We start from the raw sequence: 25,470 nt of genomic DNA, 5'->3' as shown, positions 1-25,470 counted from the left end.
CGGCCGGTCCGAACTCACCCCGCACACCCCATCGCGGGGCGTACCACCCATGGAGAAAGGCACTTTTCGTGCGTAACACCGCCAAGATCACCACCGCTGTCCTCGCTGCCTCAGCCCTCACCCTCGGGCTCTCCGCGTGCGGCTCCGACAAGGGCTCCGCGGGCGACAAGGACGGCAAGCTCATCGTCGCCGCGACTCCCACGCCGCAGGGCGAGATCCTCGACTACGTCCAGAAGAACCTCGCCAAGAAGGCCGGCCTCGACCTCGAGGTCAAGGAGTTCACCGACTACGTCACCCCGAACACCGCCGTCCAGCAGGGCGAGGTCTTCGCGAACTACTTCCAGCACAAGCCGTACCTCGACGACTTCAACAAGAAGAACGGCACCGACATCGTGCCCGTCCCGAACGCGACGGTGCACCTGGAGCCGCTCGGCGTCTACTCCAAGAGCGTCAAGAAGCTCGACGACCTCAAGAAGGGCGCCACGGTCGCCCTGCCGAACGACACCACCAACGAGGCCCGCGCGCTCAAGCTCCTGGCCGACAACGGCCTGATCGAGCTCAAGAAGGGCGTCGGCTACGACGCCACGCCCAAGGACGTCGCGAAGAACCCGAAGAACATCAAGTTCAAGGAGCTCGAGGCGGCCCAGGTGCCCCGCTCCCTCGGTGACGTCGACGCCGCCGTGATCAACGGCAACTACGCGCTCGAGGCCAAGCTCAGCCCGGCCAAGGACGCCCTCGTCGCCGAGCCCGCCAAGGACAACCCCTACGGCAACTTCCTCGCCGTGAAGAAGGGCGACGAGAACGACCCGCGCGTGAAGAAGCTCGCCAAGCTCCTCACCTCGCCCGAGGTCAAGAAGTTCATCGACGACAAGTACGACGGTGCCGTCGTCGCGGCGTTCTGATCATGCGTACGCGCGTCATGGCGGCGGTCGCCGGAGCACTCGCCCTCACGCTGGGCCTGAGCGCCTGCGGCAGCGAATCGGCATCGGGCTCGGGAAGCGCCGACGGTGACAAGCTCACCGTCGCCGCCACCCCGACCCCGGCCGGCGAAGTCCTCACGTACATCAAGGAGAACCTCGCGAAGAAGGAGGGGCTCGACCTTCGGATCACGGAGTTCACGGACTACGTCACGCCGAACACCGCGCTCCAGGAAGGCTCCCTCGACGCCAACCTCTACCAGCACACCCCGTACCTGGAGGACTTCAACAAGTCCAAGGGGACGAGTCTCGTGCCGGTGACCGAGGTCTACCTGCCCGCGCTCGGGGTGTACTCGAAGAAGGCGAAGGACATCACCGAGCTGCCCGCCGGTGCGACCGTCGCCGTTCCGAACGACACCACCAACGAAGGCAGGGCGCTCCAACTCCTCGCCTCCAAGGGCCTCATCGGGCTCAAGAAGGGGGCCGGTTCGACCGCGACCCCCGAGGACATCACGTCCAACCCGAAGAAGCTCACCATCAAGCCGCTGGAACCCGCCCAGCTGCCGCGTGCCCTTCAGGACGTCGACGCCGCGGCCATCAACAACAACTACGCCCTCGATGCCGGGCTCGACCCCAAGAAGGACGCCATCCTTCTGGAGTCACCCAAGGACAATCCGTACAACAACGTCCTCGCCGTCAAGAAGGGCGACCAGGACGATCCCCGGGTGAAGAAGCTGGCCAAACTGCTCACTTCACCCCAGGTGAAGCAGTTCATCGAGGACAAGTACAAGGGCTCCGTCCTGCCCGTCGAAACGAGCTGACGCACAGTCCGTTTCCGCACTCACCACGGGGTCCGCTCCCGCCACGGGAGCGGACCCCGTGGTGGGTTTGCGCGCCGACATGCTGCATGCTGGGCTCTTCAGCAGGCCCGAGGGTTCCAGGTTACGGAGCAGCGCATGACTACCTTCCCCGACATCTCCATCAGCACGGAGCGGTTGGTGCTGCGCCCGTTCGAAGACGCCGACGTCTGTGCGTACGCGGAGATGATGAACGACGAGATGGTCACCGCCTGGACCTCCGCGCCCCAGCCCTACACCGAGGACGACGCCCGCGACTGGATCACCCGGCTCGCGCCCGCCGAGCGCACCGAGGGCCACGGAATCGCCCTCGCCGTCACGGAGTTCCTCACCCAGCGCCTGGTCGGCACGGTGCAACTGCGCGACACCAGCTGGCGCGTGCGCTCCTGCGAACTCAACTACGTCGTCGCCCCCTGGGCCCGCGGCGAGGGCTACGCGTCGGAGGCGGCGCTCGCCATCGCCCAGTGGCTCTTCAACGACCAGCGCTTCGAGCGCATCGAGCTGCGCACCGCCGCCGACAACACGGCGGGCCAGCAGGTCGCGCAGAAGATCGGCTGCATCAGCGAGGGAGTCCTGCGGGGCGCCTGGATAGCGCGTACGAGGAACGGCGGGGATCCGTTCGGCGGCTGGATCGAGGTCCGCACCGACCTCATCGTGTGGAGCCTGCTCCCCGAGGATCTCGAAGGAGTCGGCGACCAGCTCGCGGACAGCGGGTTCAGCGCGTTCTCCGAATGGAACTGACCGCTTGAACACCTGAGGCCCCCACCAGGTACGCTCGCCCCTGGTCGCACGCGGTTGCCCCCTACACGCGAAGCCCGGCCACCACGGACACCACGCGAGAACCGACCCAGGAGACAGACGACGATGGCCGACCGCGTCACGGTGATCGGCTGGGACGGTTCGCCGCTGACCGCCGCCGCTCGCTCGGCGCTCGGCGCCGCCACCCTCGTCGCGGGCGCCGCCCACCACCTGGCACTCACCGAAGTACCACAGGGCGCCGAACGGATCCGCCTGGGCAGCGTGAGCCTGGCCGCCCGCCGCATCGCCGCCCACCGCGGCACCGCCGTGGTCCTCGCCGACGGCGACCCCGGCTTCTTCGGCGTCGTACGCACCCTGCGCGTCCCCGAATTCGGCCTCGAGGTCGAAGTGGTGCCCGCCGTCTCCTCCGTCGCCCAGGCCTTCGCCCGCGCCGGAATGCCCTGGGACGACGCCGAGGTCGTGGTCGCCCACCCGCGCACCCTGCGCCGCGCGGTGAACGTCTGCCGCGCACACACCAAGGTCGCCGTCCTCACCTCGCCGGGGGCGGGCCCGGCCGAGCTCGGCCTGCTCCTGGCGGGCGTGCACCGCACCTTCGTGATCTGCGAGGAGCTCGGCACCGAGCGCGAACAGGTCACCGTCCTCACCTCGGACAAGGCCGCCGACCACACCTGGCGCGACCCGAACGTCGTCATCGTCATCGGCGGTACGGTCCCCGCCTCGGACACCGGCTGGATCGCGGGACGCGACCCGGGCACCCCGCGCGGCTGGGCGCTGCCCGCCCCCGCCTACGGGGGCGAGGCCCAGCTCGGCGAGGGCGAGAGCGACCGCCTGCGGGCCGCCCAACTCGCCCGCATCGGCCCGCGCGTGGGCGACCTGGTCTGGGACATCGGCTGCGGCAGCGGCGCGTTCTCCGCGGAGACCGCCCGCTTCGGTGCCGCCGTCATCGCCGTCGACGCCGACCCCGACGCCTGCGCACGCACCGTGGCGGTCGCCCGCCACTTCGGCGTCCAGCCGCAGGTCGTCCACGGCACGGCGCCGCACATCCTCGAAGACCTGCCCGAGCCCGACGTCGTACGGGTCGGGGGCGGAGGAGCCGAGGTCGTCTCCGCCGTCGCCGACCGCCGCCCGGCGCGCATCGTGACGCACGCGTCGACCCGAGACGCGGCCGAACTCATCGGCAGGGGCCTGACGGAGCACGGATACGCGGTGGAATGCGCGCTGCTCCAGTCCGTCGAGCTGGACACACGCGCGTGGACGGAGCGTGAGCGGACCGTGGTCTTCCTGCTCTGTGGACAGTTGCCCGATCGCGCCCCGTGACCCTGTTGCCGCACGGTGCGGGGTAGGCTGGCCGATCGTTGTACCGCACCGAGTGCCCGGCGAATAGTTGTCCAATGTCCGGAAAGCTCGCCCGTTTTGGGGGGTGTGTGGTACGGCAGGACCGGAGGGCGCGCAACGTGGCGCAGCCCACAGCGGGCCGTTGCGGATCAAGCCGCCGTGGTGGCGGGCCGACCGGGACAATGCCTGTTGTCCGTACGCGGTTCGTGCCGCGCGGCGTGCACGCTCGTTGAGGATGACGGGCGGTTGGTGCGCCGCTCCGGGCAATGGGGCTTCCCCGGCCAAAGGCTGAGGGGCGGTCGAAGAAGCACTAACCGATGGGCGAGGGGTTACGCATGACCGACACCGGCCAGGTCCCGGGCGAGGGACTGCCGGAGAACGCAGGCATGGTGGAGCAGCCGGGCGTCCCCGCCCCGGGTGCGTACACCTACCTGGACCCCTCCGAGAATCCCGCCGAGAGCGTCGCCCCCGCCGACGATGACGACCTTCTGTTGATGCCGGGTGCCCAGGGCGCCTGGAGCGAGCCGCAGCCGGCCGCCGACCAGTACGGGGTGGCCCAGAACGGGACCGCGCAGCACGGCGTCGCTCAGCCGGTGGGTGCGCAGCCTGTGGGTGCTCCGGTGGGTGCTTCTGTCAGTGCTCCTGTGGGTGTCCAGCACGCGTCTGTCGCGCAGGCCGCCGGTCAGCAGCAGGGCGTGGGGCAGCACGCGGGTGACCCGTCTCTCGCAGATCAGTACGCGGCCGGTCAGCCGGTGGCCGAGCCGTCCATGGGGGACCAGTCCCTCAATGGCCAGTCCGTCGGTGGGCGGCACTCGGCCGGTCATTCGCTGGGCGGGCAGCAGTCGCTCGGGCAGCCGCAGGCCATGCACCAGCCGGGCCCGCACGAGACGGCAGGACGCGACAGTGGCTCGGTCGACCTGAACGGCGTCCAGCTGCCCGGCGCGCCCACGCCGGCGCCCGCCTCGCACCCCGGCCCTTCCCGCCGTCCGCTGCACCGGGGTCCTTCCGGCCCCGTCGTGCCCGACGGCACGGGGAGTCCCGTACGTTCGCTCGCCGACCGCGGCCCGGCCGGTGCCCCGCAGCACGCCGTGCCCATGCGGCACGCGGGTCCGCCGACCGTGGGGCCCGAGTACCTCGACATGCCGCGTGACGACGAAGGGATGCCGGGACCGCAGCTCGGCGAGATCGCGCCGCAGGGTGCCACGCCGTGGACGCCTCAGCCGCAGCCTTCGCAGTCCCCCCGGCCTCCGCAGGCCGTCGTACCAGCAGAAACGGTCGTCCCGGACGCCACACCCGTCACAGAGGACGCACAGGGCACTCAGGACGCACAGGGTGCACAGGGCGCGCCGGACTCACTCGTCGCCGAGGCCCCGCAGCCCGAGGTGATGCCCTCCGCCGCGCCTGCCGCCCCCGTCGCGGAGACGCCCGCAGCAGCCTTCCCGCAGGCCGCGGACGCCGCCGAGGCCGACGGCCAGTTCGCGGACGCCGTCGCTGAAGCAGAGCAGCCGTCGGCCGTACCGGCCGTGGACCCGTCCGCGTCCGCGCCCGCCCCGGAGGCGAGCCAGGAGCTCCCGCCCGCCGCCGACGCCGAGCAGATGGCCGCCGTCGGTCAGACCGCGCACGCGTCCGGCTCCGGGCAGCCGCAGTTCGCCATGGCCGGAGCGCAGCCCTGGTCGGACGCGCCGCTCGCGGCCGCCGGGCACACGGCACAGGGCCCGCACATCCCGCAGGCCCCCCAGCACGCGGACGCCGCCGTGGCCCAGGCGCCCGCGCCCCTCGGCCAGTTCGTGCCGGTCGAGGGCTCGGTGCCGACGACGCCCCACCTGGCCCCGACGCCGCCGCACGCCCTGTCCGTGCCCCCGGAGCACTTCGAGGCCCCGCAGCCCGACGCCCCCGAGGCACAGCCGGAGCCCGTCGCCGTCGCGCCGGAAGCCGTACCGGCGGCAGAGTTCCCGGAGACCCCCGAGCCCCAAGAGCCCGCGGCTCTCCCCGAAGCCGCAGAGGCCACTGAGGCCACTGAGGTCGCCGAGGTCACTGAGTCCGTGGAAGCCGCAGAGACCCTCGAGCCCGCGTCACCGCAGCCCGTGGCCACCGTGCCCGCGCCGCGTGACGGAGGAGAGCCCGCGGCGGATACCCCCGTACCCGAAGCGGCGGAAGAGCCCGTGGCGCATGCGCCCGACCCGACGGACACCGCAGCCGCCGAAGCCATGCCTCTCGCCGTGAGCGAAGCACCCGCCGAAGCACTCGCCGAAGCGGAGGCAGCGGCAGAGGCCCCCGAGCCCGAGCCCGTCGCCGTCGCCGAAGCCGCGCCGCCCGTCGAGGCCCCGGAAGCCACGGACGAGGCGGCTCCCGCCCCTGAGCCCGCCCCTGAGCCCGCCCCGGAGCCGGTCCAGGAGCCGGAGCCGGAAGCGGTTCAGCGGCCGGAGACGCCCGCCGCCCCCGCCTACGACGACGCCGAGCGCGAAGCCGTCCTGCGCGTCATGCGCGAACGCCGCGACATCCGCAACGGCTTCCGCAGCGACGCCATTCCGCACGAGGTCCTGCTCCGCGTCCTCGAGGCGGCCCACACCGCGCCCTCCGTGGGCCACTCCCAGCCCTGGGACTTCGTCGTCATCCGCTCGGCCGACACCCGGCGCACGATGCACGAGCTGGCCATGCGCCAGAAGGACGCGTACGCGAAGTCGCTCCCCAAGGGCCGCGCGAAGCAGTTCAAGGAACTGAAGATCGAGGCGATCCTCGACACCCCGGTGAACATCGTCGTCACCGCCGACCCGACCCGTGGCGGCCGCCACACCCTGGGCCGTCACACGCAGCCGCAGATGGCTCCGTACTCCTCGGCCCTCGCCGTCGAGAACCTCTGGCTCGCGGCGCGCGCCGAGGGCCTCGGCGTCGGCTGGGTCAGCTTCTTCGACGAACGCGAGATGGTCAGGACCCTCGGCCTGCCCGAGCACCTCGAAGTGGTGGCCTACCTCTGTGTCGGATACGTCGACGAGTTCCCCGAGGAGCCCGAGCTGATGCAGGCGGGCTGGTCCAAGCGCCGCCCGCTCTCCTGGGTGGTCCACGAGGAGACGTACGGCCGTCGCGCCCTGCCCGGCGAGGACCCGCACGACCTGCTCGCCGAGACCGTCTCCAACATCCGCCCGCTGGACGCCAAGGCGCTCGGCGAGGCGTGGGAGCGGCAGAAGCGCATGACGAAGCCGCCGGGCGCGCTCGGCATGCTGGAGATCATCTCCGCCCAGCTTTCCGGTCTCTCCCGGCAGTGCCCGCCGCCGATCCCGGAGCCCGCGGCCGTCGCGATCTTCGCGGGCGACCACGGCGTGCACGCCCAGGGCGTCACCGCCTGGCCCCAGGAGGTGACCGCGCAGATGGTCGCCAACTTCCTCGGCGGCGGCGCGGTCTGCAACGCCTTCGCCAACCAGGTGGGCGCCGAGGTCTGCGTCATCGACGTGGGCGTGGCCAGTGAACTCCCGGCGACGCCCGGCCTGTTGCCCCGCAAGATCCGTGCGGGCACCGCCGACATGACGACCGGTCCCGCGCTGAGCCGCGAGGAGGTCAAGGCGGCCATCGAGGTCGGCATCGAGACCGCCCGCGACCTGGTGGCCGCGGGCAACAAGGCCCTGCTCACCGGCGAGATGGGCATCGCGAACACCACGGCGTCCGCGGCCCTCATCTCCGTCTACACGGACACCGACCCGGGCGAGGTGACCGGCCGCGGCACCGGTATCAACGACGAGATGCACAGCCGCAAGGTCGACGTCGTGCGCCGCGCCCTCGAACTGCACCAGCCCGACCCGGCCGACCCGATCGGCGTCCTCGCGGCGATCGGCGGCCTGGAGCACGCGGCGATGGTGGGCCTGCTGCTCGGCGGCGCCTCCCTGCGTACCGCCGTGATCCTGGACGGCGTGAGCGCGGGAGCTGCGGCCCTGGTCGCCCGCGCCATCGCCCCCGAGGTCCTCGCGGCCTGCATCGCGGGCCACCGCAGCGCGGAGCCGGGCCACGTGGCGGCCCTCAACAAGCTGGGCCTGCGCCCCCTGATCGACCTCGACCTCCGCCTGGGCGAGGGCACAGGCGCCCTCCTGGCCCTCCCGGTGGTCCAGAGCGCGGCCCGCGCGATGCACGAGGTGGCCACGTTCGACTCGGCGGGCGTCACGGAGAAGTAGCCCACGTCTGTGGGCAGGGGTCCGGGGCGTCGCCCCGGTTTCGGTAAGGGGCGGGGCTGGGGGAGAGCCCCCGCCCCGCCCCAGCCATACTGAACCCGCACGTCAAAGCAGCACCGCAACGCAGCCGCCCCACCGTCGCAGCGGCACCCGCACAGCCCCGCGCCCCGCACGAGGAGCCACCCGCCATGGCCGAAAACCCCGCCTACCCCGTAGGTCTCCGCCTCACCGCCCGCCGCACGGTCGTGCTCGGCGGCGGCCAGGTGGCCCAGCGTCGCCTCCCCGCCCTCATCGGTGCGGGCGCCGACATCCTCCTCGTGTCGCCGTCGGCGACCCCCTCCGTGGAGGCCATGGCGGACGCGGGTGAGATCCGCTGGGAGCGCCGTCGCTACGAGAGCGGCGACCTGAAGGACGCCTGGTACGCGCTCATCGCCACCAGCGACCACGAGGCCAACACGGCGGCCTCCGCCGAAGCGGAGGCGGAGCGCGTCTGGTGCGTCCGCTCCGACGACGCCGAGGAGGCCACCGCCCTCACTCCGGCGACCGGCCGCTCCGAAGGCGTCACCGTCGCCATCCTCACCACGGACATCGACGGCCGTGACCCCCGCCGTACGGCCGCCATCCGCGACGCGGTCGTCGAGGGACTGCGCGACGGCACCCTCGTGGCGCCGCAGCAGCGCAGCCGCACCCCCGGCGTCGCTCTCGTCGGCGGCGGCCCCGGCGACCCGGACCTCATCACGGTCCGCGGCCGTCGTCTCCTCGCCGAGGCGGACGTGGTCATCGCCGACCGGCTCGGCCCCCGCGACCTGCTCGACGAACTCCCGCCGCACGTCGAGGTGATCGACGCGGCGAAGATCCCGTACGGCCGCTTCATGGCGCAGGAGGCCATCAACAACGCCCTCATCGAGCACGCGAAGCAGGGCAAGTCGGTCGTCCGCCTCAAGGGCGGCGACCCCTTCGTCTTCGGGCGTGGCATGGAGGAGGCCCAGGCGCTCGCCGAGGCGGGCATCTCCTGCACGGTGGTCCCCGGCATCTCCAGCTCGATCTCCGTGCCGGGCGCGGCGGGCATCCCCGTCACGCACCGCGGGGTCGCCCACGAGTTCACGGTGGTCAGCGGGCATGTGGCCCCGGACGACGAGCGCTCCCTGGTCGACTGGCCGTCCCTGGCCAGGCTGCGCGGCACCCTCGTGATCCTGATGGGCGTGGACAAGATCGGCAAGATCGCCGAGGCGCTCACCGCGCACGGCCGGTCGCCCGAGACCCCCGTCGCCCTGATCCAGGAGGGCACCACCGCGGCCCAGCGCCGCGTGGACGCCACCCTCGCGACGGTCGCCGCCGAGGTCGCCGCCCACGAGGTGAAGCCCCCGGCGGTGATCGTCATCGGCGAGGTGGTGAACGTGGGTCCGGGCGGCCCCGCGTAACCCTCGGCCATCACGGGCCCCGTACGACCCCTGGCCACCCCCGCCCCCACCCCCAGCCCCACGTAACCACCGGTAACCCAACCCGCCCCAAGGCGTTGGCACCACACCCAGGACAAGGCAGTATCACCCTGTGGCTGATCTCATCACCGTTGACGACCCCGCCGACCCGCGCCTGAGCGACTACACGGGCCTGACCGACGTCGAACTGCGCCGCAAGCGGGAGCCCGCCGAGGGTCTCTTCATCGCCGAGGGCGAGAAGGTGATCAGACGTGCCAAGCAGGCGGGCTACGAGATGCGCTCGATGCTGCTCTCCGCGAAGTGGGTCGACGTCATGCGGGACGTCATCGACGAGGTCCCGGCCCCCGTCTACGCGGTCAACCCCGACCTGGCCGAGCAGGTCACCGGCTACCACGTGCACCGGGGCGCCCTCGCCTCGATGCAGCGCAAGCCGCTGCCGACGTCGGACGAACTCCTGACCAGGGCGCGCCGCGTCGTCGTCATGGAGTCGGTCAACGACCACACCAACATCGGCGCGATCTTCCGCAGCGCCGCCGCCCTCGGCATGGACGCGGTCCTGCTCTCACCGGACTGCGCGGACCCCCTCTACCGCCGCTCGGTGAAGGTCTCCATGGGCGCGGTCTTCTCCGTCCCCTACGCCCGCCTCGAATCCTGGCCCAAGGGCCTGGAGAGCGTACGCGAAGCGGGCTTCAACCTCCTCGCGCTCACCCCGGACGAGAAGGCGAAGACCCTGGACGAGGCGGCGCCCCACCGGATGGACCGGGTCGCGCTGATGCTCGGCGCGGAGGGCGACGGCCTCTCCACTCAGGCCCTGGTCGCGGCGGACGAGTGGGTCCGCATCCCGATGGCGCACGGCGTCGACTCCCTGAACGTGGGAGCGGCGGCCGCGGTCGCGTTCTACGCGGTGGCGACGGGCCGCCCTCAGCTCTGAGGGCCGGGCCCCGGGTCCTGCCGCGGGTTCTGCTGTACGGCGTGCACATCGTGTGCGCCGCTGCCACCTAGGCCGCGAGCGGGCCCCTGGCAGCCCTGGGCCGCCGCGATGGCCAGGGCCACGAGCAGCGTCACGACCACGAACACGAAGAGCCGCTGGCGCAGCAGACGCGGATTGGCCGGCCGCCGCGCGCCCGAGCGTGTCGTGTTGCGGGGCTGCGAGGGACGCGGGGTGGACCGCGAGGAACTGGATCCGGGCCGCGAGGAATTCGGCCGCGAGGATCCGGTGCGCGACGAACTGTTCCGTGATGAGCCTGTCCGCGATGAGCCGGTGCGCGAGGAACCCGGCCGTGACGAAGCCGGCCGCGGCGGGGGAGTGCCCTGCGGATGACGCCGCTGGGTCTGCTGGTCCGCGTACTCCTCGGCCATGCGTCCCGTGGGCCGGTCCTGGTTCTGGCGGGGCGCGGGCGGCCGGGGGTCGCCCAGGCCCTGTGCCTCGCGGGCCGCGATCTCCTTGAGCCTGAGCGACAGTTGGAGCGTGCTGGGACGCTCCTCGGGGTCCTTGGCGAGGCAGGCCCTGATCAGCGGGGCGAGCGCGTCCGGAACCCCGCCGAGCTGCGCCTCCTCATGGACGACGCGGTAGAGCATGACCTCTGAACTGCCGTGCCCGAAGGGTGAGTCCGCCATCCCCGCGTACGCGAGGGTGGCGCCGAGGGCGAACACGTCCGTGGCGGGCGTGACGGCGGCGCCACGCACCTGCTCGGGCGCGAGGAAGCCGGGTGATCCGACGGCGGTGCCCACGTGGGTCAGCGTCGAGGCGCCGGTCGCCCAGGCGATGCCGAAGTCGATGATCCGCGGCCCCTTCGGGGACAGCAGGATGTTCGACGGCTTCAGGTCACGGTGTACGACACCGGCTTCGTGCACGGCGACGAGGCCTTCGGCGAGCGCCGAACCGACGACCGCCACGTCGGCCGCGGAGAGCGGCCCCTCGGCGGCGACCTTGTCGTGCAGCGACGGCCCGGGAACGTACTGCGTGGCGAACCACGGCCGGTCGGCGTCGAGATCGGCGGCGACGAGCCGCGCCGTGCAGCCGCCACGAATCCGGCGGGCCGCGGAGACCTCCCGCGCGAAGCGCGAGCGGAACTCCTCGTCCTCCGCCAGATCGGGCCGGATCACCTTCAGGGCGACGCGCTGCCCCCGCCGGTCCGACCCCAGGTAGACGACACCCATGCCGCCGGCGCCCAGCCGCCTGTGCAGTCTGAACGAGCCGACGACACGCGGGTCCTCGCGCCGGAGCCGCATCATCGCCATGTCCATCCCTGCTGCCCGGTCCGTTGTCGTGCCACAGCTTACGTTTCCACGGCCGGGCAGGTGCAGAGGCCGCGCCCTCACGGCCCGACCGATTGTCAGTGCCGGGTGGGAAACTTGAAGAGTGGTCAGGGGTACGGGGGCGGGCGGCTGTTGTGCGGGTCGCCGTTCCCAACCATCCATCACTGAAGGGGGATTGATCCCGTGAAGGGTGATCGTGTGGAGATAGTCGTGGACGCCGGTGACACGACACGTACGTACGAGGTGGTGGCGAGCCGGGCGGGCCGCCGGGTGGAGACAGCGGTCCGCAGAGGGGTGGTCGAAGTGAGCGAAGTCACCCGCTGGGGGTCCCCCCACGCCCTTCAGGCAGTGGGGGAGGCTCCGTCGTGCGGACGGCACGGTTCATGTCGACCCGTGTCCTGGCTCTGGTCGAGCAACCCGTGCCCAGAGAGGACACATCCGAGCAGGCAGTCCGTCCCCTCCGGGAAGACCCCGAGACCTAGGACCCCGTCTCCACCCATGGGAGTACACGAGCGACGATCGGTCATCCTCCGGGAGGCCCGGCAATCGGTACGAGGGCATGACGCCCCGGGTCTTCGCCGCACCTAGATTTGAAGTCAAGCGGCGGGTGCAGCACTCGTCCCCCGAGGTCAGGCACCCGCCGCGGCACAGCTCACACAGTTCCTACAGAAGTTCATACAGACTCGGTCAGGAGAGGAACCATGGCGGACACGGCACCGCGGGCAATGATCCGCACGCAAGGACGGAAGGCCTTCGCCACGTTCGGCGTCCGCCCGTCCGGCACGCGTCACCCCTTGGTGGCGACGGCCATGGTTCTTCCTCTGGCGGCCCTGCTGGTAGTCGTCTTCGGCGGCTGGGAAGCAGTGGTCACACAGGCGTCGTCCGTGGGCGTGATGCTGGGGCGCTGAGCGGCGCCCCAGGCCCGGATGAGCGGTCCGGGCGGGGACATCCGGCCAGGAAACCCCGTGGGGACGGGGGTGCGGCGGACGGCACGAGAAATGCCCGCGCAGCTGGGGAGCTGCGCGGGCCTTTCTTTGCGCGGGGCTCCGCCGGGGTCCTTGGGCGCCGTCGATCACCGGCTCCGCCGAGTTCGTCCTCAAACGCCGGACGGGCTTGAATTCCAGCGCGCGTACGCTCACGGGAGCACCGATCGATGTACCCCGGGGGACCCATGACCGCCTTGCTGTCCGCGCTGACCGCCAAGGTCCGTCACACAGCCCACCGCACCCCGCGTACCTGCGCTTGCGCCCCCGACCAAGTCCTGGCGGACCGGGGCGACGCCACCGTCGTCCGGCACGGGGACAGCGTCGCCAAGGCTCACGCCCCCGGCACCGACCCCGCAGAGCTCGCGGCCCGCCTGAAGGTCGCCGCCGCCCTGACCGGCACCCTCCTGCCTCCGCTCGACGAGACGGCGATCCCGCTCCACGGCCGTCTGGTCACTCTCTGGGAGGCCGGTACCCCGGTGGACCGCGACGACCCCGACGCCGCTCCCTGGGAAGCCGCCGCGACCCTCCTCGCCCGCCTGCACGCCACACCCGCGGCCGAACTCCCGCACGCGCTGCCGGACATGCGCGGCCCCACGAAGGCCGCCCTGGCGATGACGCGGATGCGGGACGCGGGACCGCACCCCGCGGCCGTCCCCGTCGAGCGCGCCTGGGCCACGCTCCCCGGCTGGGCCCGCGCCGAGGCCCCCGCACCGCTCCCGGGGCTCCTGTGCCACGGCGACCTGCACCTGGGCCAGCTGGTCCGCACGTCAGCGGGGCGCTGGCTGCTCATCGACGTCGACGACCTGGGCCTGGGCGACCCGGCGTGGGACCTGGCCCGCCCGGCGGCCTGGTACGCCTGCGGCCTCCTGCCCGCGGACGAGTGGACCCGCTTCCTCACGGCCTACCGCGCGGCATGCGGACCGGCGGTACCGGCGGACGGCGCGGACCCCTGGCCCGCACTCGACATACCGGCCCGCGCCCTCACCGCGCAGACCGCCGCCCTGGCCGTCGCCAAGTCCGTCAGGGAGCGCAGGTCCCTGGACGAGGTCGAGCAGGCGTTGGTCGACGCCTGTGATCGAATGTCCGCCCTCCCGCCGGAGTTGGCGCCCACCTCCACGAAGTAGGGTGCAACGCACCGAAGCCGGGCAGTCTTCCGGCGAAACAGTCACGACCGGCGAGGAGTTGAGCCGCCCATGCAGTGTCCCAAGTGCCATGCACCGATGCACACGTACAACCGCAATGGCGTCCAGATCGAGCAGTGCAGCGGTTGCCGCGGGATATTCCTCGACTACGGCGAGCTCGAGGCCCTGAGCCGCGTCGAGAGTCAGTGGGGCGGCCAGCAGGCCCCGCCCCCACCGCCAGGCCCGCAGGGGTACCCGGCCGCTCCCGCCCCGGCGTGGGGCGCTCCGCAGCACGGCGGTCACCACGGCGGCCACGGTGGACACGGTGGGCACTACGGCCACAACCAGCGCCACAAGAGCTTCGGACACATGCTCTTCTCCTCCTGATCCTGACCGATCAGAGGAACGACGAAGCCCCCGGCCGTGGGAACGGCCGGGGGCTTCATGCGGATGGTGCGCGATACTGGGATTGAACCAGTGACCTCTTCCGTGTCAGGGAAGCGCTCTCCCGCTGAGCTAATCGCGCGGGTCAACCTACGTGTGCTGCGTGTGGTGCGTACTGCATGTGATGCCTACTGCGTGCGCGATACTGGGATTGAACCAGTGACCTCTTCCGTGTCAGGGAAGCGCTCTCCCGCTGAGCTAATCGCGCGGGGATCCTTGCGGACCAGGACTTCAGTTGTGCTGCCAGTTGTTCTGCGTGCGCGATACTGGGATTGAACCAGTGACCTCTTCCGTGTCAGGGAAGCGCTCTCCCGCTGAGCTAATCGCGCTTGGAGGTGGAGACGGGATTTGAACCCGTGTAGACGGCTTTGCAGGCCGTTGCCTCGCCTCTCGGCCACTCCACCAGGAGTGCGGGGGGTCGGGAAGATCCCCCACTTCCTGCGAGCGGACGACCAGGTTCGAACTGGCGACCTCAACCTTGGCAAGGTTGCGCTCTACCAACTGAGCTACGTCCGCTTGTCTTTCCCGGCCCGCTCACGCGTCCCGGCGACGTGTTGAACTCTAGCGGATTCCTGGGCCAGTACAAAAACGCGTTTGCGCAGCGTGCTGCGCTGTCACCGGCCCGGGGCGCCACCAGGACGCCGGTCATAGACTCGCAGACGTGCACAGCGCCCCTCAGATGTCCTCCCGGCCGCCCTCCGGGGCGCCCCTGCCCATGGCGCGCTTCGGCGGCCTGCTCGCGACCGGCCTCAGGGACGTGACCAGCGATCCCTCGGCCCTTGACTCCCGCGGCTTCTGGGCGGTCAGTGCGAGTTTCGAGGGCGAACTGGTCTGTGCCCGCTTCGACGACGTACGCGAGGAGCCGGTGCCCGCTCCGGTGCCCGGGGCGTGGCGTGGCCCGGCCGCCGGTGACTGGACGTCGTCGCTCGACCGCACCGCGTACGTGGACGGCGTACGACGTGTGCGCGAACACATCGCGGCGGGCGACGTCTATCAGGCGAACCTCTGCCGCGTGCTGTCCGCGCCGGTTGCCCAGGGCGCTGACGTCGATGCTCTGACGGCGCTCCTCGCGCGCGGGAACCCCGCTCCGTATGCCGGAACGATCCGGCTGCCCGGGCACGGCGTCGAGATAGCCACGGCGTCGCCCGAGCTGTTCCTGCGGCGCGAGGGGCGTGTCGTCGAGTCTGGGCCGATCAAGGGCACGGGCCGGACCGAGGCGGATCTCCTCGAAAAGGACTACGCCGAGAACGTCATGATCGTGGACCTCGTCCGCAACGACCTCGGGCGGATCTGTGCGACCGGCTCCGTGAGCGTCCCCGACCTGTGCGTGGTCGAGAAGCATCCCGGTCTCGTCCATCTCGTCTCCACCGTTCAGGGGGAGCTGCGCCCCGGCACCGGCTGGCCCGAACTCCTCGACGCCACCTTCCCGCCCGGGTCCGTCACAGGCGCCCCCAAGTCCAGCGCCCTGCGCATCATCGACGCCCTGGAGACCGCGCCCCGCGGCCCGTACTGCGGCGGCATCGGCTGGGTCGACGCCGACCGGGGCACCGGCGAACTGGCCGTGGGCATTCGCACCTTCTGGATCGACCGCGCGCAGGGCGTGCTGCGGTTCGGCACCGGGGCGGGGATCACCTGGGGTTCGGACCCCGAGGGGGAGTGGCGGGAGACCGAGCTGAAGGCGGAGCGGCTGTTGGCGGTAGCGTCAGGAGCGTACGAAGTGAACGGAGGGACCCCATGGTGAAGATCTGGCTCAATGGCGGCCTGCAGGACCTCGAGACCGCCCGCGTCTCCGTGCTCGACCACGGCCTCACGGTCGGCGACGGAATCTTCGAGACGGTGAAGTCGGTCGAGGGGCGGCCCTTCGCGCTGACCCGGCACCTGGACCGGCTCGCCCGTTCGGCACGCGGCCTCGGCCTGCCCGAGCCGGACCTCGACGAGGTGCGCGCGGCCTGCGCCGCGGTTCTCGACGCCAACCCGATGCCGCTGGGGCGCCTGCGCATCACGTACACCGGAGGCCTCTCGCCGCTCGGCTCCGACCGGGGTGACCAGGGGCAGACCCTGGTCGTCGCCATCGGCGACGCCCAACGGCGGCCCGACACGACCGCCGTGATCACGGTGCCGTGGACCCGCAACGAACGTGGCGCCCTGACCGGCCTGAAGACCACGTCGTACGCCGAGAACGTCGTCGCCCTTGCGCGCGCCCACGAACGGAGCGCTTCGGAGGCGCTGTTCGCCAACACGGTGGGGCAGCTGTGCGAAGGCACGGGATCGAACGTCTTCGTCGTGCTCGACGGCGAGATCCACACGCCGCCGGTCGCTTCCGGGTGCCTGGCGGGCATCACGCGCGCGCTAGCCGTCGACTGGACGAACGCGCGCGAGACGGATCTGCCGTTCGACGTCCTCGACCGCGCCGACGAGGTGTTCCTGACCTCGACGCTCCGTGACGTCCAGGCCGTTCAGCGCGTCGACGGGCGGGAACTGCCGGGCGCACCGGGCCCGGTGACCGCCAAGGCGATGCGGATCTTCGACGAGCGTGCGGCGGACGACCTCGACCCGTGACCGGTTGGGTGACAGACCGCAAGTGCACGTAATCCTGATGACGCTCGAGCCGCAGGACGGGTAGAACACCACTGATGACCACGACCCTGCGGCCGACCGGGCCGCTTCAGCAGAGCGCTGACGGCGCCAAGTCACGCACGTACGAAGTGCGCGTGAACAGCCGTCCTGTCGGCGGGATAGAACTCGCCACGCACGCCGTGTTCGGACCGGCCGTCGCCGAGATGCGGGATCTGAGCATCAAGGAGCCCGACCGCAGGCGCGGGCGTGCCACCGTCGCCGTGCTCGCCGCCGAGGAGGTGGTGCGCGGCTGGGGCTGCAAGCGGATCGAAGTGGCCGTGCCCGCCGAGGCCGCGGCGGCCCACCGCCTCGCCGTCTCGCTCGGCTATGTGGAGCGAAACCGCCAGATGGTCAAGCCCCTGACCGCCGAGCCGCCCGCGCTGCCCGCGGGTGTCGAGGGGCGGGAGATGACCGAGGGCGAGTACGAGGTCTGGCTGGCCCGCGAGAAGGAGGACTACGCGCAGACCTGGATCGAGCGCGGGGTCCCGGAGGCGGAGGCGCGGGCCAAGTCCGACGCCGACCACGCCGACCATCTGCCCCAAGGCCTTGCCACCCCCGGCACCAGCCTCAGCGTGCTCACCCACGAGGGCACGAAGGTCGGCACCCTCTGGCTCGCGCTGCGCGACGGCGACGCGTTCGTCTTCGACGTCGAGGTCGACGAGGAGTACCGCGGACGCGGCCACGGCCGCTCCCTGATGCTCCTTGCGGAGACGCAGGCCCGCGCGGTGGGCCTGCGCCGCATCGGCCTCAACGTCTTCGCGGGCAACACCCCGGCCCTGCGCCTGTACGAGTCCCTCGGCTACGAACCGGTCATGTACTACGTCTACAAGCAGCTGCTCTAGACGACTCCGGGAGGGCCGAAGAGGCTTCAGGAGGTGCTAGGAGCCGTCCTGCCCGGAAGCCGCGAGCAGGAGGTCCGTGATCTCCTCGACGCGTTCGCGCAGGCCGTCCTGGCTCTTGCCGCCGTCGAGGCGCTCGCCACCGATGACGTACGTCGGTGTCCCGGTGACGCCGATCGCCTTGCCCTCGGCCTGGTCGGCGTCGACGATCAGGATGTGCCGGCCGTCGACGAGGGCGGTGTCGAACTCCTCGGCGTCCAGGCCGAGCGCGCGTGCGGTCTCGATGAGGAAGGGCTCGCCCTTGCGGTCGAGTTCCTCGACGTTGCCGAGCACGGCCTCGACGTACGGCCAGCCCTGCCCCTGCTCGAAGGCCTCCTCGGCGGCCTGGGCGGCGGCGAAGGCGTGCTTGTGCTTTTCAAGGGGGAAGTGCCGCAGGCGCAGGTCGACGCGGTCGCCGTAGTGCTCACGGAGCGCGCGTACGTCGTCGAGGGCAGTCCGGCAGTCCGGGCACTGCAGCTCGCACCAGATGTCGATGACGAGGGGACCGGTGGGGCTGGTGGGGGCAGCGGGGACAGAGTCGCTCATGGGGCACAGTCTTCCAGCCCGAGAGCGCCCTCCCAACCGGGGCCGCGGCGGCGACCGGAACCTGCGGAGGAGGCGTGACCCTGATATGTCCCTGAAGTCCGCTCGGGGCGTGGCCTGTGAGGGCCCTCCCGGTGCAGGATGGAGGGGAAGACAGTGCTCACGACACCGTCTGCGCCCGCACGCCGCACGCCTGGAGGATCCGGATGATTGCCGAGACCGTCTGTTCCGCCGTATCCGCGGCCGGCCTCGGCATTGCCGCGATCACGGCCTACCGCAAGCGTTTCCTCGCGGCGACGCGCCTCGCCGCCTATTCCCTGGTGCCGGTCGGCCTGGTGATGACCGGCGTCGTCGGATGGCTGGCCGACACCGCCTTCAGCATGAAGGCCTGGGTGGGCTTCGGCGTCCTCGGCGTCGCCTGGCTGCTCTTCATGACCACCCGTGCCGTGGAGCGCCGATCCGGCGGTACCCGCAAGGAGCGCAAGGCCGCGAAGGCCGCCCAGCGCGAGGCGGTGGCCCCCGCGGCGTCCGCGCCGTCCCTCGGCCAGGGTGCCCGCCCGGCCGCCCAGGCCGTGGACCGGCCGAAGGCGGCGGCCGCGCCCAAGGAGGACTTCAGCGACATCGAGGCGATCCTGAAGAAGCACGGCATCTGACGTCAACAACCGTCCGCGTCCGACGGGCGTGAGAGTCCCTCGTTCGTGTGGACGGTGGTGGCGCCGAGTGCGACGAGGTGCGTCGCTGACGAGCCATGAACGGGACATGCGGTATTCGGACTTGTGCAGGTCGCGGAATGCGGCGAACTCCCGCGCTTTCCTGACGTGTTGGTAAGCGGCACCCCCGGGACTGCGTCATCATCGCGGCGAGATGCAGGACACCGCACAGGGCGATGCCGCCCCGCCGAACGATGAGCGAGCCGCGACAGAAGAGCCCAAGGGTTGTCTGTTCGCGCTCTCCCAGCCACCCCTGATGATCTTCCTGGCGGTGATCGGTGTCCTGATCCTGATGGGGTCGTTGCACGATCTGCTCGGGCCCTAGGGGCCGCTGCGGCTACGGGCTCGCGGGCTCAGCCCGCCGCTTCCTTGCGCCGGGCCCGGTAGGCGGCGACGTGCAGCCGGTTTCCGCAGGTGCGGCTGTCGCAGTAGCGGCGCGAGCGGTTGCGGGAGAGGTCGACGAAGGCGTGCCGGCAGTCCGGCGCCTCGCAGCGCCGCAGCCGCTCCTGCTCACCGGCGACCACGAAGAACGCGAGCGCCATCCCGCAGTCCGCCGCGAGGTGGTCGGCGATGGAGGCCCCGGGCGCGAAGTAGTGCACGTGCCAGTCGTAGCCGTCGTGGTCGGTGAGCCGGGGGGTGGTGCCCGCCTCCGCGACCAGTTCGTTGATCACCGTCGCCGCGGCCTGTGGCTCCGGCGCCGCGAAGACTTCGTGGAAGCGGCTGCGGATGTGCCGGACGCCCGCGAGGTCACGCTCCGAGAGCACGCCTACGTCACTTATGTCGTGGCTTCGTACGAATTCGGTGAGGGCTGTCACGTCCGCGAGACCGTCCGTCTCCGCGTTCGCGGCGTCCTCGGTGTCCGGTGCGGTGTTCACCAGATCGACCACCGCGTCGAGTGCGCACCGGGTGTCGTGGGTGATCAGCACGATTTGCTCCCTGGCCTGGGGGTAGTGGGGTCTCCCCGGCTCATTGAGAGCTTGGAAGGGTCCCCGCCGATGCAGGCCGATGCTAGCGGCTTCACGACACGGCACACCGGCGCCGTCGCCCCGAGTCGGACGGCGCCGGGCGCTCTCGCGCGGCCTTGGCTAGCTTTCGGCCAGGATGTGCGAGAGCTCCGTATCCAGATCGAAGTGGCGGTGTTCCGTGCCGGGAGGCACGGCCGCATCGGTTCGCTTCAGGAACGATTCAAGAGCCCGCGCCGGGGCCTCGAGCAGAGCCTCACCTTCAGGAGAGCTCAGGGCGATGCAGACAACGCCCTGACCGTGGCTCCGGGACGGCCAGACTCGGACGTCGCCGGTACCGGTGGGCCGGTGCAGGCCCTCGGCGAGGAGGTCGCGGGCGAACACCCATTCGACTGTTTCCTCGGCTCCGGTGTGGAAGGTGGCGTGCACGGCGTAGGGATCGGCCGTGTCATACCGCAGTCCTGCGGGGACAGGCAGTGAGGACTCGCTCGACACAACGAGGCGCAGGTGCAGCTCGCAGCTGACCGTGGTGTTCATAAGCGCCAGGGCCTTTCGCTCAGTGTGCGCTCGGGGATTCGCACGTCGGCGAAATCGACATGCCACCTACGGTGCCGTTGTAAACCCCTCTGAGGGTTTTGGGTGTCTTTAGGTAGCTCGTTCGGCGGGTTGTTTGTTCGGTGCGTACAGCCATTCCAGTGACGGGTTTCCGTCCGGTAGGGTTTGGCCGTATGAATACGGGGAGTGACGAGCCGGGAGTTGCCGAAACAATCACCGGCACGAAGGAAGAACAGCCGCTCGGATCGCGTGCGCCGGAGTACGTCCAGGCCCGCAGGGCGCTGCACCTCAGCTGGCAGGTCGGTGTGTTCATCGTCGGCCTGGCCGTGGTGGTCGCGGGCATCATCATGCTGCCGCTGCCCGGACCGGGCTGGCTCGTGATCTTCGGTGGAATGGCGATCTGGGCGACCGAGTTCGTCTGGGCTCAGCTGGTCCTTCGCTGGACGAAGCGGAAGGTCACCGAGGCGGCGCAGCGTGCGCTCGACCCCAAGGTGCGCCGCCGGAACATCATCCTGACGACCGTCGGTCTGGTGATCATCGCCGTGCTCGTCGGGATCTATGTCTGGAAGTTCGGCTTCGAGATGCCATGGAAGATCAAGGAGTGACCTCCGGGTGACTCCACGGCGGTCGGGGGCACCCGCTGACATGCGGTAATGTTCTCCGTGCGCCCGGGGCGATTAGCTCAGTGGGAGAGCGCTTCGTTCACACCGAAGAGGTCACTGGTTCGAACCCAGTATCGCCCACCCCGGAACTGCGGCCCGGAGGCTTTCAGCCTCCGGGCCGCAGTCGTGTATTGGCTTGTTTTCCCTTACGCCGCAAGGAAATTGATGCCCCGTCGGCTTCGGTAAGGGAAAAGCGGCGTCAGTGCATTCTGCCGAGAACGTCTCGAACCCGGCGTGCGTCGCGCATACGCTGTTCGTACGTGGCGCCGATGGCGAGAAGCAGGAGTCCGGCGAGCGCGGGCGGCAGCCAGCGCGGCAGGGCGTCCACCACTTGGACGATGTAGGGCGCGAGTTCGTGCAGCGCGACCAGAGTGAGGACCGTGCCGCCGAGCACAAGCGGAGCCTGCAGCCGATGCCGGGCACCCACCAGAGTGATCAGCAGGGCCGCCGCGCCGAGCAGCAGCGGACGCTGCCAGTACAAGTCGCCCCAGGCGGCGATGAGGCTCGGCAGGAGCGTCGCCGCGAGGCCCGGTCCGTAGGCCGTCCAGGAGGACGTGTCCGGTACGCGGCGGAGCCGTAGCGCGCCGATCAGGAGCGCCGGGACGGTGACCGGCAAGGTGTAGGCCTCCGGAATGTCCACGTCCCAGGCGGCCAGGCGTACCCAGGTCGCCAGGAGGAACAGCGCCCCGGCCGCGTACCCGACAGGGCGGCGGTCCGTGCGGAGCGCGGTGCCCGCGGCGATGACACCACAGAGCGCGAGGGCCAGGGCGAGGGTCGTCGCATGCTCCCCGGTGAGGGCGAGCGCGAGTCCACCCGCGAGCGCCCCGGCGATCTCGACCGGCTGGATGATCAGCGGATGCCGACCGAGCCGGGCCGCGACGAGGGCGCTGAGCGCCGGGACGACGAGCATCAGAAGCCCCGTGTGGTCCACACGGAGGTCCAGGGCGACCCCTGAGGCGCAGGCGAGCGCGGTGGCGTACGCGATCGTGGCGCAGGCGGCGGTGGCCGCCACGCCCGCAGTGGCCTCCGGCCGGCCGGCGGCGAGCACGGCAGCCGCCAGCGACAGTGCCGTCAGAGCGCTGAGGGTGCCGAGCGTCGCCTGAGTGGTGGCCAGCGCCAGGAACGCGACACTCACCGAGGAGGCAACCGCCAGGCTCAGGGCGGTGAGGGCGATCGCCTTCGACCCTGCGCGCGACGCGATGGCGAGCAGGGCGGCGGTGAGCGTGATGTACGCCGCCAGCCCGGCCGCATAGGGGAGTTGGAGCGCGGACGGAAGGATGAGGAGAGCGGCCCAGGTGAGGGCCAGGGCGCCGGAGCGGGGGATGTCGGGGTTGGTGAAGTGCGGTGCGGTGGGCGGCGGTGTGGTCGGGGCGGGGGCTGCCTGGCTGTGTGTCAGGTCGCCCAGTTGCCACCCAGTGGCCGTCGGCAGAAGCCGGGGCGCCGCGACCAGGACCCCGGCGATGACCGTGAGCACCAGCGAGGCCATGGCGGGGTGCTCCACGGGTAGGCCGGGCACAGCGGTTGCGTCGCCCATGCCGTGCGGAGCGCCCGACCACACCTTCCCGGCCCAACTCACCGAACCGGCAAGGGCGGAGACGAGCGCGGGCAGCGTCCACAGTGCCGCGAGCGCTTGTACCAGAAGTGCCGACCCGGCGATCCCGCGCAGGACGGGGCGCGGCAAGGCGGTGCGTACGACCGTCAGGAGTGCGATGGCGCACGCCAGATAGGCGGGCACCGTCCACGCGGCAGGCAGTGTCTCGCGCAGCACGCCACCGATCCCGGCCGCCACCAGCAGGCCGCCCGCGAACGCCGCACCCGTCGCGTGCGGAGGCTGCGTGATCAGCCATGCCGCCACCAGTGCGATCGCCGCCGCAAGGATCAGGAGCCCGCCAGCCCGCGCCGCGTCGGGCAGATCCGCGGCCGCCCAGGACAAGTAGCCGGCGCCCACCGCACCCCACAGGCCCGCGGCGCAGGCGCCGACGGTCGCGATGACCCGTACGCCCGCGTCGCCGACCCGCAGCGCGACGGCGACATCGAACGCCGCCGTCACCAGGAGGGCCGCCACCGTCGCGTGGTCGCCCGCGTCCGTGGCTCGCGCCCAGAGAACCAAGGGGAGCTGCGCGGTCGCCACGGCCAGTGGCAGAGGCAGCCGCAGTTCGCGGAACGCCAGGCCGTACGCCACCCACAGCGCGGCGAGCACGGCGGACGCCGCCGCCGTATAGCCGATGCCGTCGGCCTGAGGCAGGGCGACGGCATGGACGGCGTACGCGTCAAGGACGGTCAGGGCGAGGCCGAGCGCGCCCACCGTCTCCGCCGTCGAACGCAGCTTCCGGCGCAGCAGCACCGCGGGCACGCCCAGCGCCGTCAGCGTCACGGCCGCGAGGACGGCGCTGCGCCCGCCGATGCCCAGGTGCCCCCAGCTCACCAGGGTGAAGGCGATCGCCGCGATCGTCAGCAGGATGCCGCCCAGCGTGAGCAGCACGTTCTGCACGTTCGGCGCAGTGGCCTCGGGGGCGCGGACCGGCCGCGGAGGAGCGGGAGCGGGCCCGGCCGCCACCTGAAGGGCGCCGAGCAGCCAGGCGCGGCGCTGCAGCAACTGCGTCCTGCGCGCGTCGAGTCGACGCAGCTCCAGATCGAGGACGCGGAGCTCCTCGGCCGGAGGCGGAATGTTCGTCATGTCGGTGGAGTGTGGCCCAGGACACTTCGGCGGGCATCGGTTCGGATACTCACTACGTACTCAGATCGGGCGCCCTACCGGCAGACTCGTTCCATGGACTGGAGCCACTACCGCTTCCGCAGCGTCTGGAACGTACCCGCGCCGACCGCCGACGTGTACGCCGTCCTCGAACGCGCCGAGAACTATCCGGCGTGGTGGCCGCAGGTGCGCGAGGTGGCGCCCGTGGACGAGCACACCGGCACCGCGCGCTTCCGCTCCTTCCTGCCGTACGACCTGCTCGTCACCGGCGAGGAACGGCGCCGCGACCCGGCGGCAGGGATCCTGGAGATCGCGATGACCGGAGATCTGGAAGGCTGGGCGCGCTGGACCGTCACGACGGTGCCCGGCGGGACGCGTGCGGTCTACGACCAGGAAGTAGTGGTGCGCAAACCGCTGATGCGACGCCTTGCCGTTCCCGGGAGACCCGTCTTCCTCCTCAACCACGCGGTGATGATGCGCGCGGGCGAGCGTGGCCTGAAGGCGCACCTCAGGCGAGGCTGACGGCTCTCGCGGAAGCGGTTCGGAGCCGGTTTCGGAGCGGTTTGAAGGAAACCCGCGAAGACCTGTATTGTTCAGTCCGTTCCCGGGCGATTAGCTCAGTGGGAGAGCGCTTCGTTCACACCGAAGAGGTCACTGGTTCGAACCCAGTATCGCCCACCCGGAGAATGCCGGTCCGTCACCGACGGACCGGTTTTTTCATGCCCGCAGGGAGCAACCCTCACAGGTAGCAACCCTCAGGCGGCCGCCGGCATTTCGGGGCGCAGCGGCCATGCGGGATCCACCGTCTCCGGCGTACCGCTGCGCGCGAACCAGGCCTGCAGACCGCGCGCCTGCGCCGCGTGCCACACCGCCTGCAGCGCGTGCAGCTCGGCAGGCGAGAGCCGTTCGAGCCGCGAGGCGAAACGCTGCCCCACGGCGCGTACGACATCCAGCGCGGCCTGCGCGTCGGCCGCCGCGTCGTGCGCCTCGTCAAGCTCCACCGCGTAGTGCGCGCACAGATCCGTCAGCGTGCGACGGCCCTTGCGATACCGGTCGAGCTGCTTGTCGAGGACCCGCGGATCCAGGACGCACAGCGGCGAGCCCGCCATGTAATGGTCGAGCGACGACGCCCGGTGCCTGCGCAACTCCCGGTCGAGCATCGTCAGATCGAAGGGGGCGTTCATGACGACGATGGGGCGGCCCGCCGCGCCCTGTTCCGCGAGTTCCCTCGCTATCTCCTCCATCACCGGCGCGGGCCACCGGCCGTTGTGCTGCAGGTGTTCCTCCGTCAGGCCGTGTATCGCGGTGGCACCCTCGGGCACCGGAACGCCCGGGTTCACCAGCCAGCGGGTGATGCGCGGGCGAGTGCCCACGCCTTGCTGGACGACGACGGCGGCCGACACAATGCGGTCGGTCTCGACGTCGACGCCCGTGGTCTCGGTGTCGAATGCGGCCAAGGGCCCCTCGTACCAGCACGTCATAGTGACGCAACTCCTCGTTCATGTCCGGCAGATGGCTTTCCTCCCTGCCCACGCTGGTGATACCCGGGCCGTTTGCGCTGTACGCGGCCCGGAG

Annotated in this window: 23 protein-coding genes, 7 tRNA genes and 1 pseudogene; 20 read left to right on the top strand and 11 right to left on the bottom strand. The window is 71.3% G+C overall.

What is annotated here, in order from left to right:
- Positions 1-68: 68 nt before the first annotated feature.
- The 7 genes from ACWFRJ_RS16400 (at position 69) to ACWFRJ_RS16370 (ending at position 10,395) form a co-directional block, all read left to right on the top strand.
- Positions 69-902, top strand: coding sequence for a MetQ/NlpA family ABC transporter substrate-binding protein (locus ACWFRJ_RS16400; protein WP_453530197.1), 834 nt, complete (start codon positions 69-71; stop codon positions 900-902).
- A gap of 2 nt (positions 903-904) precedes the next feature.
- Positions 905-1,738, top strand: coding sequence for a MetQ/NlpA family ABC transporter substrate-binding protein (locus ACWFRJ_RS16395; RefSeq protein WP_453530194.1), 834 nt, complete (start codon positions 905-907; stop codon positions 1,736-1,738).
- Positions 1,739-1,873: 135 nt separating this feature from the next.
- Positions 1,874-2,515 (top strand): GNAT family N-acetyltransferase, encoded by a 642-nt coding sequence (locus ACWFRJ_RS16390; protein WP_453530191.1) that lies wholly within the window; start codon positions 1,874-1,876, stop codon positions 2,513-2,515.
- A 123-nt stretch (positions 2,516-2,638) separates the two neighbouring features.
- Positions 2,639-3,850, top strand: coding sequence for a precorrin-6y C5,15-methyltransferase (decarboxylating) subunit CbiE (gene cbiE / locus ACWFRJ_RS16385; protein WP_453530188.1), 1,212 nt, complete (start codon positions 2,639-2,641; stop codon positions 3,848-3,850).
- Between the two features lie 353 nt (positions 3,851-4,203).
- On the top strand, positions 4,204-8,028 hold the full coding sequence (gene cobT, locus ACWFRJ_RS16380) for a nicotinate-nucleotide--dimethylbenzimidazole phosphoribosyltransferase (protein WP_453530185.1): 3,825 nt from the start codon (positions 4,204-4,206) through the stop codon (positions 8,026-8,028).
- 185 nt (positions 8,029-8,213) lie between these two features.
- On the top strand, positions 8,214-9,446 hold the full coding sequence (gene cobA, locus ACWFRJ_RS16375) for a uroporphyrinogen-III C-methyltransferase (RefSeq protein ID WP_453530182.1): 1,233 nt from the start codon (positions 8,214-8,216) through the stop codon (positions 9,444-9,446).
- Positions 9,447-9,576: 130 nt separating this feature from the next.
- Positions 9,577-10,395: a TrmH family RNA methyltransferase gene (locus ACWFRJ_RS16370; RefSeq protein ID WP_453530180.1), complete on the top strand. Its 819-nt coding sequence runs from the start codon at positions 9,577-9,579 to the stop codon at positions 10,393-10,395.
- Here the strand turns inward: ACWFRJ_RS16370 and ACWFRJ_RS16365 are convergent.
- Complete coding sequence (locus ACWFRJ_RS16365; RefSeq protein WP_453530177.1) at positions 10,386-11,711, bottom strand: serine/threonine-protein kinase; 1,326 nt, start codon at positions 11,709-11,711, stop codon at positions 10,386-10,388. The two genes, ACWFRJ_RS16370 and ACWFRJ_RS16365, sit on opposite strands and share 10 nt — an antisense overlap.
- Before the next feature lie 195 nt (positions 11,712-11,906).
- Here ACWFRJ_RS16365 and ACWFRJ_RS16360 point away from each other — a divergent pair.
- The 4 genes and pseudogenes from ACWFRJ_RS16360 to ACWFRJ_RS16345 all read left to right on the top strand — a co-directional run bounded on the left by ACWFRJ_RS16360 (position 11,907) and on the right by ACWFRJ_RS16345 (position 14,217).
- A pseudogene (locus tag ACWFRJ_RS16360) lies at positions 11,907-12,205 on the top strand (hypothetical protein).
- Positions 12,206-12,424: 219 nt separating this feature from the next.
- Positions 12,425-12,631, top strand: coding sequence for a hypothetical protein (locus ACWFRJ_RS16355; RefSeq protein ID WP_160503827.1), 207 nt, complete (start codon positions 12,425-12,427; stop codon positions 12,629-12,631).
- Positions 12,632-12,894: 263 nt separating this feature from the next.
- Positions 12,895-13,833: an aminoglycoside phosphotransferase family protein gene (locus tag ACWFRJ_RS16350; protein ID WP_453530174.1), complete on the top strand. Its 939-nt coding sequence runs from the start codon at positions 12,895-12,897 to the stop codon at positions 13,831-13,833.
- Positions 13,834-13,902: 69 nt separating this feature from the next.
- Positions 13,903-14,217, top strand: coding sequence for a TFIIB-type zinc ribbon-containing protein (locus tag ACWFRJ_RS16345; RefSeq protein ID WP_453530171.1), 315 nt, complete (start codon positions 13,903-13,905; stop codon positions 14,215-14,217).
- Positions 14,218-14,281: 64 nt separating this feature from the next.
- On the opposite strand, the gene ACWFRJ_RS16340 is transcribed toward ACWFRJ_RS16345, so the two are convergent.
- From ACWFRJ_RS16340 to ACWFRJ_RS16320, 5 genes are all read right to left on the bottom strand, one after another.
- Positions 14,282-14,356 (bottom strand) — tRNA-Val (locus tag ACWFRJ_RS16340).
- A gap of 54 nt (positions 14,357-14,410) precedes the next feature.
- A tRNA-Val gene (locus tag ACWFRJ_RS16335) sits at positions 14,411-14,482 on the bottom strand.
- 49 nt (positions 14,483-14,531) lie between these two features.
- Positions 14,532-14,603 (bottom strand) — tRNA-Val (locus ACWFRJ_RS16330).
- 1 nt (position 14,604) lies between these two features.
- A tRNA-Cys gene (locus tag ACWFRJ_RS16325) sits at positions 14,605-14,678 on the bottom strand.
- Positions 14,679-14,717: 39 nt separating this feature from the next.
- Positions 14,718-14,790, bottom strand: a tRNA-Gly gene (locus ACWFRJ_RS16320).
- Between the two features lie 163 nt (positions 14,791-14,953).
- Here ACWFRJ_RS16320 and ACWFRJ_RS16315 point away from each other — a divergent pair.
- The 3 genes from ACWFRJ_RS16315 to ACWFRJ_RS16305 all read left to right on the top strand — a co-directional run bounded on the left by ACWFRJ_RS16315 (position 14,954) and on the right by ACWFRJ_RS16305 (position 17,732).
- A complete protein-coding gene (locus tag ACWFRJ_RS16315) occupies positions 14,954-16,015 on the top strand; it encodes a chorismate-binding protein (RefSeq protein ID WP_453531162.1) in 1,062 nt (353 codons plus the stop codon).
- Positions 16,012-16,833, top strand: a complete 822-nt coding sequence (locus tag ACWFRJ_RS16310) for an aminotransferase class IV (RefSeq protein ID WP_453531159.1) — start codon at positions 16,012-16,014, stop codon at positions 16,831-16,833. Before ACWFRJ_RS16315 ends, ACWFRJ_RS16310 begins: the two co-directional genes overlap by 4 nt.
- A gap of 74 nt (positions 16,834-16,907) precedes the next feature.
- Positions 16,908-17,732 (top strand): GNAT family N-acetyltransferase, encoded by an 825-nt coding sequence (locus tag ACWFRJ_RS16305; RefSeq protein ID WP_453530168.1) that lies wholly within the window; start codon positions 16,908-16,910, stop codon positions 17,730-17,732.
- 36 nt (positions 17,733-17,768) lie between these two features.
- Here the strand turns inward: ACWFRJ_RS16305 and ACWFRJ_RS16300 are convergent, their stop codons facing one another.
- Complete coding sequence (locus ACWFRJ_RS16300) at positions 17,769-18,314, bottom strand: DsbA family protein (protein ID WP_453530165.1); 546 nt, start codon at positions 18,312-18,314, stop codon at positions 17,769-17,771.
- Between the two features lie 203 nt (positions 18,315-18,517).
- Between ACWFRJ_RS16300 and ACWFRJ_RS16295 the strand changes: the two genes are divergently transcribed.
- Together ACWFRJ_RS16295 and ACWFRJ_RS16290 are read left to right on the top strand one after the other, a co-directional pair.
- Entirely contained in the window at positions 18,518-18,964 is a 447-nt protein-coding gene (locus ACWFRJ_RS16295; protein WP_453530162.1) for a hypothetical protein, read from the top strand.
- Positions 18,965-19,175: 211 nt separating this feature from the next.
- Positions 19,176-19,346, top strand: coding sequence for a hypothetical protein (locus ACWFRJ_RS16290; protein ID WP_453530159.1), 171 nt, complete (start codon positions 19,176-19,178; stop codon positions 19,344-19,346).
- Positions 19,347-19,374: 28 nt separating this feature from the next.
- Here the strand turns inward: ACWFRJ_RS16290 and ACWFRJ_RS16285 are convergent, their stop codons facing one another.
- Positions 19,375-19,947, bottom strand: coding sequence for a CGNR zinc finger domain-containing protein (locus ACWFRJ_RS16285; protein ID WP_453530156.1), 573 nt, complete (start codon positions 19,945-19,947; stop codon positions 19,375-19,377).
- A 159-nt stretch (positions 19,948-20,106) separates the two neighbouring features.
- A complete protein-coding gene (locus ACWFRJ_RS16280; RefSeq protein WP_003959770.1) occupies positions 20,107-20,520 on the bottom strand; it encodes an SsgA family sporulation/cell division regulator in 414 nt (137 codons plus the stop codon).
- Positions 20,521-20,711: 191 nt separating this feature from the next.
- Here ACWFRJ_RS16280 and ACWFRJ_RS16275 point away from each other — a divergent pair, with 191 nt between their 5' ends.
- Both ACWFRJ_RS16275 and ACWFRJ_RS16270 read left to right on the top strand, forming a co-directional pair.
- Complete coding sequence (locus ACWFRJ_RS16275) at positions 20,712-21,143, top strand: TIGR02611 family protein (protein ID WP_453530153.1); 432 nt, start codon at positions 20,712-20,714, stop codon at positions 21,141-21,143.
- Positions 21,144-21,209: 66 nt separating this feature from the next.
- A tRNA-Val gene (locus tag ACWFRJ_RS16270) sits at positions 21,210-21,281 on the top strand.
- 118 nt (positions 21,282-21,399) lie between these two features.
- Here the strand turns inward: ACWFRJ_RS16270 and ACWFRJ_RS16265 are convergent.
- Complete coding sequence (locus ACWFRJ_RS16265; protein ID WP_453530150.1) at positions 21,400-23,877, bottom strand: SCO7613 C-terminal domain-containing membrane protein; 2,478 nt, start codon at positions 23,875-23,877, stop codon at positions 21,400-21,402.
- A 93-nt stretch (positions 23,878-23,970) separates the two neighbouring features.
- Between ACWFRJ_RS16265 and ACWFRJ_RS16260 the strand changes: the two genes are divergently transcribed.
- Together ACWFRJ_RS16260 and ACWFRJ_RS16255 are read left to right on the top strand one after the other, a co-directional pair.
- On the top strand, positions 23,971-24,417 hold the full coding sequence (locus ACWFRJ_RS16260) for an SRPBCC family protein (RefSeq protein WP_453530147.1): 447 nt from the start codon (positions 23,971-23,973) through the stop codon (positions 24,415-24,417).
- Positions 24,418-24,501: 84 nt separating this feature from the next.
- Positions 24,502-24,573 (top strand) — tRNA-Val (locus ACWFRJ_RS16255).
- Positions 24,574-24,650: 77 nt separating this feature from the next.
- On the opposite strand, the gene ACWFRJ_RS16250 is transcribed toward ACWFRJ_RS16255, so the two are convergent.
- Positions 24,651-25,376: an exonuclease domain-containing protein gene (locus ACWFRJ_RS16250; RefSeq protein WP_453530144.1), complete on the bottom strand. Its 726-nt coding sequence runs from the start codon at positions 25,374-25,376 to the stop codon at positions 24,651-24,653.
- Between the last annotated feature and the right edge of the window lie 94 nt (positions 25,377-25,470).

Source organism: Streptomyces sp. NPDC055239 (assembly GCF_053606205.1).
Note: the sequence above shows the minus strand (reverse complement) of the source record. Positions and strands in the feature narration are given on the sequence as shown.